The following is an 11,920-nucleotide window of genomic DNA, read 5'->3' as shown; positions in this document are numbered from 1 at the left end:
CGTTTATATTATTTGTGGTTTCTTTTTCTTAAAACTAAAGGTTTTCGTGTATAACCAAAAAGACGGTAATCTTTTATTAAATCTGCAGTTCCTTCTGGGAGCATGTCTTCCCAACCAGTTTTACCACTAGCAATCATTTGTAAGATTTCTCTGGAAAAAACATCCATGATACTTTCGTCATAATCTTCAATATCAATTACTTTTCCGTTGTATTTAAAGAATTTATACAATTCTTTCATACGTGGATATACTTTCAGATTTTCACTATTAAGCAATTCTCCCGTTTTTGGGTCATGCATTGGATAAAGATATACTTTTAAATCTTTGAAAAATAATTTACCAAAAGCTTCTAATATACCACCACTAATGTGTCTATAATATTTTTCGTCAAAAATATCTACCAAATTACTAACCCCCATGGTTAGCCCCATTCTGGCTTTAGAGTAATTTGAGAAATATTCTACCACCTTATAGTATTCTTGGAAATTAGAAATCATAACCGTTTGTCCTAAAGAGCATAATAAATCTGCACGATCCATGAAATCCTGTTCATCAATTTCTCCTTCAGATCTCAAATTAGATAGGGTGATTTCAAAAACAACAACGGTTTTATCTTTGTCCACTTTCTTTTCTTTAATAAACATGTTGTATGATTTCTCATACATCTCCATGTTTACTTTAGTAACAGGTCTAAAACTACCACGAAGTGCCAAAATATTTTTCTTATAGAAAATTCTAGCAGGCAGTATGTTTTTACCATCGGGGCCAAAAACAACGGCGTCGGTCATATCATTTTTAACCAATTGCAAACTCATCAAACGGTTGTCAACATCTTTAAATGCAGGACCAGAAAAGTTTATGGTGTCTATTTCTAATTGGTCTTTATCTAAATGGTCATATAAATGGCGAAGCAATTTTTTAGGTTCATTATAGCTATAAAAAGCACCATAAATTAAATTAGTACCCAAAACCCCTAAAGTTTCTTGCTGCAAGCGGGCATCGGTTTCTTTAAAGCGAAAGTGTAAAATTATTTCGTTGTAGTCTTGATCTGCATCAATTTGATATTTAAGACCTACCCAACCGTGACCTTTAAATTGTTTAGCAAAATCAATGGTTGCAACAGTATTAGCATAAGTGAAAAATATTTTATTAGGATTTTTTTCACGCGTTAACCTATCTTCCATTAAATGCATTTCATGGGTGAGCATTTTTCTTAAACGAGCTTCGGTAACATATCTACCATCTTCCTCAGCTCCATAAATTGCATCACTAAAATCTTTATCGTAAGCAGACATTGCTTTGGCTATAGTTCCAGAAGCCCCTCCAGCTCGAAAAAAATGCCGACATGTTTCTTGTCCTGCTCCAATTTCAGCAAATGTTCCGTAAATATTTTCGTTTAAATTAATCCGAAGTGCTTTGGTTTTTAATGATGGAATGTCATCAAACTCTTTATCTCCTTTTATGGTTATCTCCATAGTATCTTGTATGGTTACTTATAAAGTACGTAAAGGTATTAAATAACCAAATGAAAGAAAAATTAATCTTATTTTTGTTTTGAAAAATAAACAATACTCTTGAAAATTACATTTTTAGGCACTGGCACATCACAAGGCGTTCCTGTTATTGGAAGCACTCATCCGGTATGTTTGAGTGTAGATGCTAAAGATAAAAGGCTTCGCGTGTCTATACTTGTAGAATGGGATACCTATGCTTATGTTGTTGACTGTGGACCAGATTTTAGACAACAAATGCTAAGAATAAATTGTTATAAATTAGATGGCATTATTTTTACACATGAACATTCAGATCATACGGCTGGCATAGACGATATTCGTCCCTTTTATTTTAGACAAGGTGATATAGATATTTACGCTCATAAACGTGTACTAAAATCTTTAGCTAAGCGATTTGATTATATTTTTACAGATAAAGACAAATATCCTGGCGTACCAACACTTTCAACCCATATTATAAAAAACAAGCCTTTTAAACTTCACGGTTTAAAAGTCATACCTATAAAAGGCTTACATTATAAGCTAAACGTTTTTGGTTACAGATTTGGAAACTTTGCCTATTTAACGGATATGAAAACAGTAGAACCTGTGGAAATTGAAAAAATAAAAAACATCAAAGTTTTAGTGATTAATGCTTTAAGGAAGGAGCCTCATATTTCACATTTTAATTTGGAGGAGGCCTTAGATTTTATTAAAAAGGTAAATCCAGAAAAGGCATATTTAACCCATATAAGTCATTTAATGGGGTTTCATGAAGAAGTTCAAAAAACACTTCCTAAAAATGTGTTTTTAGCATATGACAATTTACAAATATCAATTTAATTAACTGAAACACTTAGAAAAATGAAACAACGAATTTTTATGTATTTATTTATTTTTATGACACTCATTGTGTTGTTTCAATATGTAAGCTCAAAACGTATTTTAGTAATTCAAGATAAGAAAATCAAATCCTTAGAAAAAAACCAAGTAATTTTCACGGATTCTTTAGAAGTGCTTCAAAACGAAATTTATAATCTATCGCATTTTAATTTAGAAAGAAATGAAGATGCTATCAGTTATTTTGAAAGAGATGGTTATGATGTGAGTGCGTTGATTCCGTTTATTAAAGATGAAATTTATAAATTAAATGAAGTTAAGGGACAACATCCTTTAGTACCATATTCTGCAAGTAGCGGTAGAAAACTAATGATTAACACGGTTAAACTCTTAAACCATAAATGGATAATTGCTGATTTTTCAGATGGAGAATTTTGGGGAGAAATCTTTTTAACGTATCAACTAACAGAACATAAGGAGCTTGATTTCAATTTAGTTGAATCTTTTTTATACCCACTGAACTAATCAACCTTGTAAGCAATACCTTTTTGTTTTTTTGTTTCACCAACATATGAATACTCAAAGGTATATGAAGAGTCTGTTGTTGTTAATATTTTCAAGTGCACATCTTTTTGTTCACTCATACTTTTGGGGTTAATGGTTTTGAATATAACTTCACAGTCATTAACCCATCTGAGTTTTGATGAGTCTGTTTTCTTATCGTAAATTTCTACTTGTAAATCTTCAGTTCTTGTAAAATGTGAGGTATAGGCTATTCCGTCAATGTTTATTTCGCTATAAAAACTTCCAACCTTAAAATCCTTGCAATTACGTTCAGATTGATAACAGCTAAAAAATACTAAAAACAATAATGCGAAGCATGATTTTTTCATAAAAATTCATTTTTAACAAAACTACTCAAATAGTTATTAATTCTGAAAATTTTCGAAACTTCCATCAGAATAAAAAATAACAATGCGTTCAATTTTTTTTCCTGGAGTTTCTTTTTTGATGATATGTTGTGTGTTAGGTGGTATTTCAGATTTAGGAGTTGTAAAAAGATTTTCTGGAACTACCATTTTTTTATCTGGAGGAAAATGCCCTTTTCCATTGAGCAACCAATAAAGTTCAACCTCAGGATAGGAGTTGATAATTTTCATAACAAAATCTAAACTTGGTTTATTTCTTCCCGAAAGAATGTGTGAAATACTGGAACGCTGTACACCTATACTTTCTGCAAAAGCAGAGGCTGATTCACCATAATAATCTATTACTTCTTGTAATCTTTTAGAAAAATCATCACTGTTTACCATTGTAAACTATTGTTTTACTTAATTGTGTTACAAATGTAATAAATAGTTGTTTACAAATGACAATAACTAACAAATTAAAGATATTTTATATGATACTTAACTTTAAATAACTGTATTTAGTATACTGATTTTTAGTTTTTTAAATAAATGAATTTATAATAAATATTTTCTTGGTTACTAAACTATAACACAGCAGGTATTTAACAGGTTATGTGCTTATATTTGTAAACAACTAGACTACCAAATATTGTTTACATTTGTAAATTACTAATTGTTTACATTTGTACCATAAAATATTTTAATGAAAACATCAACTATAACCTCATTATTTTTCGAATATAAAGAATCACAATTATCACATCGATATGTTACTAATAATCATATTCGCTCTTTACTTAAAAAACTAAACACGAATTTTAAAGTAGAAGTTATTGGCCAGTCTGTTTTAAAAGAAGACATATATGGTGTAAAATTGGGACATGGTAAGAAGCGAATTCTTATGTGGTCGCAAATGCATGGAAATGAATCAACCACTACCAAAGCAATTTTTGATTTATTTAATACCTTTTCTTCAGGAAACTCTGAAATAAATACCATATTAAAAAATTGTACCTTATATATAATACCCATTTTAAATCCAGATGGCGCTAAAGCTTATACACGAGTTAATGCTAATAAAGTAGATTTAAATAGAGATGCTCAATTACGTTCGCAGCCAGAAAGCAAAGTGTTGCGAAGTGTTTTTGAAACTTTTAAACCTCATTTTTGTTTTAATTTACACGGACAACGCACCATTTTTAGTGCCGGAAATACTAATAATATAGCAACGGTGTCTTTCTTGTCTCCTGCACAGGATCAACAATGTACAATAACATCAAATCGGAAAATTGCTATGGAAATAATTGGAGTTATGAATCATAAACTTCAAGAATTAATACCAAAACAAGTAGGTGTTTATGATGATGCTTTTAATTTAAATTGTGTAGGAGATACGTTTCAAAGTGAAAATGTACCTACCATTTTGTTTGAAGCTGGACATTCTCCTAATGATTATGGGCGAGATATAACAAGATTATATATTTATACATCTTTCATAGTTTCATTGCTTTATATTGCAAAAAACACAGTAAAAGGGGAGCAATATGAGGCATATTTAGAGATTCCAGAAAATGGTAAGTGTTTTTATGATATAATTATTAGAAATGCTAAGGTGAACGGCTATCCAAATGATATAGCCATACTTTACAAAGAAATATTAGTAGGAAATGAGGTGACATTTCTACCTATAATTGAAGAAATTGACGATTTAATGGGCTTTTATGGACATATAGAGATAAATGCTCAAGGCAATGATGTATTGGGTGCAGATTCTAAGATGTTAAAAATTGGAAGCGCTCATGAATTTATTTTCATTAAAAAAATAAAAAAATCACTATTAGTGAAATAAAGTGTTTAATTAAACTGTGTTTATTAATAATAATGTACTATTTTTGAGCTTTATTTAAAGATTTAATAATTATGGGGAAAATTAAACTAGATGAGATCGATCACCAAATTCTTGATATGTTAATAGACAACACAAGAATTCCATTTACGGACATTGCTAAAAAACTTTTGATATCTGCTGGTACTGTGCATGTTCGAGTGAAGAAGATGGAAGAGGCTGGTATTATTAAAGGTTCTTCTCTAACTTTAGATTATAAAAAACTTGGGTATTCATTTATAGCTTATGTAGGAGTGTATCTAAACAATACCTCTCAAACAAAATTTGTTTTAGAGCGTATTAATGAAATTCCATTTGTAACTGTTGCACATATAACAACAGGGAAATTTAATATATTTTGTAAAATACGAGGCAAAAGCACTGAGCACGCAAAAGAAGTTATTTTTATGTTAGATGATATAGAAGGGGTTTATAGAACGGAAACAATGATTTCTCTTGAAGAAAGTATTAATGATAAAAAACGTTTGATGCACTCTATATTTAATGATATGTAAATAGATTAATTTATATAATTATAATTTTTAAAGCTCTTTTTTTAAGGGCTTTTTTAGTATCAATTAACAGAAAAGAAAGTTAAAAACTACGTTATAGCGCAACTTATATTATTTTTCATGTAGTTTGCAGAAGTTTTTTGAAGATATGCGCCTGTTCTTTCATATTTGCCTTTTAATTTTTATTTAACAAGGCGAACCAACCAACCGTTTTTATGATATTTAATTCTTTTGAGTTTTTTATATTTCTCCCTGTAGCTTTTCTTTTGTATTGGTATGTTTTTAATAAAAACATTAAAAACCAAAATATATTTATATTAGTTGCTAGTTACTTATTTTATGGTTGGTGGGATTGGAGATTTTTATCTTTAATATTTTTAAGTACTTCCGTAGATTATCTGATAGGTCTTAAAATACACAATACCACAGAACAAAAGCTAAGAAAAAGATGGCTCTGGGTTAGTGTTTTATTTAATGTTGGTTTACTTGGTTTTTTTAAATATTTCAACTTTTTTATTGATTCTTGGGTTGATATGTTTTCTTTATTTGGTTATGATATTAAAAGTACATGGACTTTAAGGGTTGTTTTACCTGTTGGTATTTCGTTTTATACATTCCAAACCATGTCTTATTCTTTTGATATTTATTATAAAAAATTAAAACCAACTAAAGATTTTTTATCATTTGCTGCTTTTGTTAGTTTCTTTCCACAGCTAGTGGCTGGTCCTATAGAGCGGGCTTCCAATTTACTTAGTCAAATATTAAACAAGCGAACTTTTAATTATCATCAAACGGTTTCTGGATTGAAATTAATTTTATGGGGTTTATTTAAAAAAGTGGTTATAGCAGATTCTATAGCACCTATGGTAGACGATATTTTTTTAAATTATGCAGACTATCCTGCCTCTACACTTATTTTAGGGGTTACCTTGTTTAGTTTTCAGGTGTATGGAGATTTTAGTGGGTATTCAGATATTGCCATAGGAACCGCAAAATTATTTGGTATTGAACTCATGTCAAATTTTAAATTTCCTAATTTTTCAAGAAATGTAGCTGAATATTGGCAACGTTGGCATGTATCACTTTCAACATGGTTTAGGCACTATATATATATTCCCTTAGGAGGTTCAAGAGTGTCTAAATTAAAGTCTATAAGAAATATTACTATTGTTTTTTTAATAAGTGGCTTTTGGCATGGTGCTAATTGGACATTTATTTTCTGGGGAGCTTTTCATGCAGCCGCGTTTATACCCGTGTTTTTAATGGGGAGAAATACTATTTACAAAGATTCTGTGATAGGTGAACATACTTTTTTCCCATCATTAGTTGAAATAGGGCAGGTTGTATTAACTTTTGGAATAGTTACTTTTTCTAGAATATTTTTTAGGTCAGAATCAATAACGGATGCATTTGCTTTTATAAATAGGATTTCTACAGATTTTTCCTATAGTGCTTACGCGCATCCTATGGGCTATAGAATGATGGATTATTATATTTTGTTAATTTTATTTACACTTTATGAGTATGTAATTAGAAAAGATGAACGCGCTCCATTTAAATTTAAATCTAAAGGCCTAAGATTTTGTATTTATACGATAATAATTCTGTCCATGTTACTCTTTTATGATAGTAGTATAGATAGGTCATTTATTTATTTCCAATTTTAAATAATATGAAAAAATTATTTATAAAATTTATAATCTATGGAATTCTAATTTTATTAGCATTAGAATTATTGGTGCGTATTTTTCATTTAACCAAAGATTATCCAACGAGATATGTAGATGAATATGGTGTGGAAAAATGGTTGCCTAACCAGGAAGGCTTTTCTGTAACGGGTAATAGACGACAAAATTTCTCCGCGTATCACATCAATGAATTTGGATACAATTCATATAGAGAATTTAAGCCTTCTGAAGACAAGGTTGAAATAGCGCTTGTAGGAGATTCATTTATAGAGGGTTTCCATCAACACTATTACAATTCTATTGGAAAGAAAATTGAAAATCAACTAAGTGATGTTGAAGTTTATGAATATGGATATGCTGGCTATGATTTTGCAGATCAGTTGCATTTAATTAATAAGTATAAAAAGCATTTTGATTTAATTGATCATGTTGTGATAGGCTTAAAATTTGAAAATGATTTAAATAGAGGGGCTTATAAGTTACTTGATGAAAGAATGAAACTTGAAACACCATTGTACAAGAATTTAAGAAAATTTAAATTATTAGTATACCTTCAAACCATAGGTGTTTTAGATGCTCCGAAAGAATTTATTTCAAATATACTAACAAAAAAAGTTGATAAAGCACCTGAATTAAGTGAGAGTGAAGAAGCGGAACTTCAAAAAATAAGATATGCCAAGTATATTAAAAATTTTGAAAGCTTAATAACATTTTATGGCTTTGATAAAAAAAGATTTTTGTTTTTATTAGACTCTAAAAACACGCCTAATTTTTTTTTAGATTATTTAAGGATCAATCATTTTAAATATATTGATTTTTCTAACACATTAGAAAAATCAAAAAGACCAACAAATTTAATTTACGATATGCATTGGAATAATCATGGGAGAAATCTTATTGCAAATCTTATTTCAAATTATATTTTAAATGAAGAATGAGTAAGTAATATGTATAAACAAATTCAAACTTATAATAATAACATGTTGTTAAAATGAATTATATCTATCTTTTGCTATTTTTGCTCAAATTTTAAAATATTAAAGCATAATAAAACAATGAATATATTAATAACATCTGCCGGAAGACGTGTTTCATTGGTTAAGGCTTTTCAAGCAGAACTAAAAGCGTTGGCACCTGAAGGAAAGGTTTTTACTACAGATTTTAATACGGATATGTCGTCTGCATGTCGAGTCTCAGATGGTGCTTTTCAGCTTCCTTTAGTTAGTGATACAAATTATTTAAATTTACTAATTAAGGTGTGTGTTGAAAATCAAATAAAAATTATTATCCCAACCATTGATACAGAGCTATTATTGCTTGCAAATAGTAATAAAACCTTATTAAAAAATGGCATTACAGCCATTGTAGCTTCTTCTGATTTTATAAATATCTGTAGAGACAAACGTAAAATGAGTGCTTTTTTTATTGAAAACAATATCAAAGTTGCTAAAGAGTACTCTAAATACGATTATAAATTACCATTATTTATTAAACCATTTAACGGTAGTAGAAGTGTTGATACTTTTATTATTAATAAACACGAAGATTTAACCGAATATCATTTTAAGAATGACGATTTAATGTTTTTAGAATACATCGATCATTCAGAATTTGATGAATATACATGTGATTTGTATTATGATGTTAATCATAATTTAAAATCAGTAGTTCCTAGAAAACGCATAGAAGTTCGGGATGGGGAAGTTAATAAAGGCATAACCAAAAAGAATATTTTAGTTGATTATATTAAAGAACAATTAAGCCATGTGGATGGTGCTATTGGTTGCCTTACGGCTCAATTTTTTAAGCATGCTACTAAAGATATTATTTATGGAATTGAAATAAACGCTCGGTTTGGAGGTGGTTTTCCGTTATCCTATGCTGCGGGAGCAAACTATCCTAAATGGATTATTCAAGAATATTTATTTAACGAACCTATCGATTTTTATGATGATTGGGAAAATAATTTATTAATGTTACGATATGACAATGAAGTGTTAGTGCATGGGTACAACGCATGATTTCATAGTTATTTTAATTTAAGTAACACATGTTAGAACTTATGGTTTTACCTATTGTTAAATAACAAGAGTGATATTGAAACCTTTGAGTTTAGAGGAAATTGACCTGCTTATTTTAAGCACAGAAGTATGATAGATAAAAATACATTAATTAATAATATTGCTTAAACTTATGGAGCTGCAAGTACACAAAATATTAAATGATGATGATTTAAGTAGCTATTTAAAGCATGTAGAATCCTTTGAGGTTATCAATCCATTTTATAAGATCTGGTATTCATATGTTTCTGAAAACACTCAAGATCGGTTAAAGTATTTCACTTTTAGTGATTCGAAGGGCTCTCTTTTAATATTAATGCCTTTTATACTCAGAGAGATTCCATATAAAAGTGATCAAACATATTATGATGTTATTTCCCCATATGGATATAGTGGGCCTATATTTAATGATAGCTTGTCCAGAGGCTATCTTATTAAGTTTTGGGAATGTGTTGATGCTTGGTATAAAAACAATCAAGTAGTTTCTGAATTTATCCGATTTAGTCTTAACCATAATTATCATTTTTATTCAGGAAATTTGGTGCCCACTTTAACAAATGTGAATGGACAGATTATTGATGAAGCATCACAATGGGCTAATTTTAAACAAAAAGTAAGAAACAATTATAGAAAAAGTGCTAAGGAAAACTTGCAAATTAAGTTTTTACATACAGGTTTAGGCGAGGCAGATATCAAACAGTTTTATGATATTTACATTCAAACCATGTCTCGTATTGGAGCAGATCAAGAATATCGCTATTCTATTAATTATTTTAAAAACATCATCAAGTTAAGTGGTGATAATTTTATGATTGCTATTGTTTATAAAGATACTGTAGCCATATCAACAGAACTGATATTAATTTCAGGCGATACTTTGTATTCATTCTTAGGAGGGACACTGTCAGATTATTTCAATTACAGACCTAATGACTTTTTAAAAATTGAAGTGATGAAATGGGCACGAGCTCATCAATATAAATATTATTTGTTAGGAGGCGGTAGGGAAGATGGGGATAGTCTTTATCAGTATAAAAAAACATTTTTCCCTAATGATAAAGACCTCATTTTTTATACAGGTAGAAAGATTGTTAATGAAAAAATGTACCAAGAGCTTGAAGATCAGCTTAATGTAGATTTAGTAGCTACAGATGTAGCATGTTTAGAAGTGAAAAAAGCACATCGGATTACCTTTTTTCCAGCTTATCGAAAAAATGGTTTTAAATAATAAATTATTATAAAATAAAGTCTTGTAATTGAGGCCTGTTATTTAAGTATTATTTTCCTTTTGACTTCCTGTAAATTCAGGCATATTTGCACCTTCATTTGTGTTAATCCCTTCTGGTACTATTATTCTTTTAATGGTTAATAATATAATTTTTAAATCTAACAATAGGGAGCTATGTTTAACATACCAAACGTCATATTCAAATTTTAATTCCCAAGAAATAGCATTCCTTCCTTTTACTTGTGCCCAACCCGTAATTCCTGGTTTAACATTATGACGTTGTTTTTGAAAATCATTATATAGAGGCAAGTAGGATGGGAGTAAGGGTCTTGGGCCTACAATACTCATGTCACCCTTAATTACATTTATAAGTTGTGGAATTTCATCTAAAGAATAAGTTCTAATAAAATGACCTATTTTAGTTACTCTATTTAAGTTATGGATGTCTGTGTTTTGATTTGGTTTTAAATCACGCATCGTTTTAAACTTTATGATCTTAAATATTTTTCCGTTTTTACCAGGTCTTTCTTGTAAAAAAAAAGGCTTGCCATTGTTTACTACAAATAAACAGATAAGTGTTGTCAGGAAAATTGGAAAAAGGAAAATAAACACGATTAATGCAGAAAAAAAATCTATGAATCTTTTAGTTACTTTATACATTTTTTTTATTAACAGTTCTGTATTCGTTTAAGTCAATTATATTTTCTCCAAGTGCTATATCACTTGCATGAAATACTTTTTTGATAGTTTTTAAAAATATTTTTGTGTCTAATAAAAATGACATATTTTCAACATATTCAATATCTAAGGCTAATTTTGTATCCCAATTTAATGAATTTCTTCCAGATACTTGAGCTAAACCAGTAACTCCAGGTTTGATGTTATGCCTAACTTTTTCTTTTTCAGTATAAAAGGGTAGATATTGAACTCTTAAGGGTCTTGGGCCAATTAAACTCATATCACCATATAGTATATTTAATAATTGAGGTATTTCGTCCAAAGAGTATTTTCTAATAAAATTACCAAACGGCGTAACTCTTTCATCATCTGGTAAAAGATTTCCATTAGCGTCTTTTTTGTCAGACATGGACTTAAATTTTATGATGCTAAAAATTTTTTCATTTTTACCTGGTCGTTTTTGAAAAAAAAATGGGGTATCCTTATTTAAAATAAAAAGTGTTACAGCTACAATTAAAAATATGGGTGATAGCAAAATTAATGCTATAAAAGAGAAGCTTATATCTATAATTCTTTTAAAAAAATACTGGTACATAATATGTTTAAATCTCATTCAAAAATATCA

General features: G+C 29.2%; 13 protein-coding genes. 8 read left to right on the top strand and 5 right to left on the bottom strand.

The window, feature by feature from the left end:
• Positions 1-8 precede the first annotated feature (8 nt).
• Positions 9-1,475, bottom strand: coding sequence for a hypothetical protein (locus tag APS56_RS02285; RefSeq protein WP_054724400.1), 1,467 nt, complete (start codon positions 1,473-1,475; stop codon positions 9-11).
• Positions 1,476-1,574: 99 nt separating this feature from the next.
• Between APS56_RS02285 and APS56_RS02280 the strand changes: the two genes are divergently transcribed.
• Together APS56_RS02280 and APS56_RS02275 are read left to right on the top strand one after the other, a co-directional pair.
• The gene (locus APS56_RS02280) at positions 1,575-2,336 is read left to right on the top strand and encodes an MBL fold metallo-hydrolase (RefSeq protein WP_054724398.1); all 762 of its coding nucleotides are present in this window, start codon (positions 1,575-1,577) and stop codon (positions 2,334-2,336) included.
• A 21-nt stretch (positions 2,337-2,357) separates the two neighbouring features.
• Complete coding sequence (locus APS56_RS02275) at positions 2,358-2,858, top strand: hypothetical protein (RefSeq protein WP_054724396.1); 501 nt, start codon at positions 2,358-2,360, stop codon at positions 2,856-2,858.
• On the opposite strand, the gene APS56_RS02270 is transcribed toward APS56_RS02275, so the two are convergent.
• Both APS56_RS02270 and APS56_RS02265 read right to left on the bottom strand, forming a co-directional pair.
• A complete protein-coding gene (locus APS56_RS02270; protein ID WP_054724395.1) occupies positions 2,855-3,226 on the bottom strand; it encodes a hypothetical protein in 372 nt (123 codons plus the stop codon). The genes APS56_RS02275 and APS56_RS02270 overlap by 4 nt on opposite strands.
• 36 nt (positions 3,227-3,262) lie before the next feature.
• Entirely contained in the window at positions 3,263-3,646 is a 384-nt protein-coding gene (locus APS56_RS02265; RefSeq protein WP_054724393.1) for a helix-turn-helix domain-containing protein, read from the bottom strand.
• A 301-nt stretch (positions 3,647-3,947) separates the two neighbouring features.
• Between APS56_RS02265 and APS56_RS02260 the strand changes: the two genes are divergently transcribed.
• The 6 genes from APS56_RS02260 (at position 3,948) to APS56_RS02235 (ending at position 10,617) form a co-directional block, all read left to right on the top strand.
• The gene (locus APS56_RS02260) at positions 3,948-5,093 is read left to right on the top strand and encodes a M14 family zinc carboxypeptidase (protein WP_054724391.1); all 1,146 of its coding nucleotides are present in this window, start codon (positions 3,948-3,950) and stop codon (positions 5,091-5,093) included.
• A gap of 71 nt (positions 5,094-5,164) precedes the next feature.
• Positions 5,165-5,644: an Lrp/AsnC family transcriptional regulator gene (locus APS56_RS02255; protein ID WP_054724389.1), complete on the top strand. Its 480-nt coding sequence runs from the start codon at positions 5,165-5,167 to the stop codon at positions 5,642-5,644.
• Between the two features lie 212 nt (positions 5,645-5,856).
• Positions 5,857-7,308: an MBOAT family O-acyltransferase gene (locus APS56_RS02250; RefSeq protein WP_054724387.1), complete on the top strand. Its 1,452-nt coding sequence runs from the start codon at positions 5,857-5,859 to the stop codon at positions 7,306-7,308.
• A 5-nt stretch (positions 7,309-7,313) separates the two neighbouring features.
• Positions 7,314-8,267, top strand: coding sequence for a hypothetical protein (locus tag APS56_RS02245; RefSeq protein WP_054724385.1), 954 nt, complete (start codon positions 7,314-7,316; stop codon positions 8,265-8,267).
• A gap of 117 nt (positions 8,268-8,384) precedes the next feature.
• On the top strand, positions 8,385-9,350 hold the full coding sequence (locus APS56_RS02240; protein WP_054724383.1) for an ATP-grasp domain-containing protein: 966 nt from the start codon (positions 8,385-8,387) through the stop codon (positions 9,348-9,350).
• Positions 9,351-9,522: 172 nt separating this feature from the next.
• On the top strand, positions 9,523-10,617 hold the full coding sequence (locus tag APS56_RS02235; protein WP_054724381.1) for a GNAT family N-acetyltransferase: 1,095 nt from the start codon (positions 9,523-9,525) through the stop codon (positions 10,615-10,617).
• Positions 10,618-10,659: 42 nt separating this feature from the next.
• On the opposite strand, the gene APS56_RS02230 is transcribed toward APS56_RS02235, so the two are convergent.
• Together APS56_RS02230 and APS56_RS02225 are read right to left on the bottom strand one after the other, a co-directional pair.
• Entirely contained in the window at positions 10,660-11,277 is a 618-nt protein-coding gene (locus APS56_RS02230; RefSeq protein WP_054724379.1) for a sugar transferase, read from the bottom strand.
• Positions 11,270-11,890 (bottom strand): sugar transferase, encoded by a 621-nt coding sequence (locus APS56_RS02225; protein ID WP_054724377.1) that lies wholly within the window; start codon positions 11,888-11,890, stop codon positions 11,270-11,272. The genes APS56_RS02230 and APS56_RS02225 overlap by 8 nt, the downstream gene beginning before the upstream one ends.
• Positions 11,891-11,920: the final 30 nt, after the last annotated feature.

This window comes from Pseudalgibacter alginicilyticus, assembly GCF_001310225.1.
In the GTDB taxonomy this organism is placed as follows: domain Bacteria; phylum Bacteroidota; class Bacteroidia; order Flavobacteriales; family Flavobacteriaceae; genus Pseudalgibacter; species Pseudalgibacter alginicilyticus.
This window is presented reverse-complemented; position numbering and strand designations above follow the sequence as displayed.

Excerpts from the sequence above, each read along its gene's own strand:
- APS56_RS02270 (WP_054724395.1), bottom strand. The coding sequence starts at position 3,226 with ATGAAAAAATCATGCTTCGCATTATTGTTTTTAGTATTTTTTAGCTGT.
- APS56_RS02230 (WP_054724379.1), bottom strand. The coding sequence starts at position 11,277 with ATGTATAAAGTAACTAAAAGATTCATAGATTTTTTTTCTGCATTAATC.
- APS56_RS02225 (WP_054724377.1), bottom strand. The coding sequence starts at position 11,890 with ATGTACCAGTATTTTTTTAAAAGAATTATAGATATAAGCTTCTCTTTT.
- APS56_RS02265 (WP_054724393.1), bottom strand. The coding sequence starts at position 3,646 with ATGGTAAACAGTGATGATTTTTCTAAAAGATTACAAGAAGTAATAGAT.
- APS56_RS02245 (WP_054724385.1), top strand. The coding sequence starts at position 7,314 with ATGAAAAAATTATTTATAAAATTTATAATCTATGGAATTCTAATTTTA.
- APS56_RS02250 (WP_054724387.1), top strand. The coding sequence starts at position 5,857 with ATGATATTTAATTCTTTTGAGTTTTTTATATTTCTCCCTGTAGCTTTT.
- APS56_RS02285 (WP_054724400.1), bottom strand. The coding sequence starts at position 1,475 with ATGGAGATAACCATAAAAGGAGATAAAGAGTTTGATGACATTCCATCA.
- APS56_RS02235 (WP_054724381.1), top strand. The coding sequence starts at position 9,523 with ATGGAGCTGCAAGTACACAAAATATTAAATGATGATGATTTAAGTAGC.
- APS56_RS02275 (WP_054724396.1), top strand. The coding sequence starts at position 2,358 with ATGAAACAACGAATTTTTATGTATTTATTTATTTTTATGACACTCATT.
- APS56_RS02240 (WP_054724383.1), top strand. The coding sequence starts at position 8,385 with ATGAATATATTAATAACATCTGCCGGAAGACGTGTTTCATTGGTTAAG.
- APS56_RS02255 (WP_054724389.1), top strand. The coding sequence starts at position 5,165 with ATGGGGAAAATTAAACTAGATGAGATCGATCACCAAATTCTTGATATG.
- APS56_RS02260 (WP_054724391.1), top strand. The coding sequence starts at position 3,948 with ATGAAAACATCAACTATAACCTCATTATTTTTCGAATATAAAGAATCA.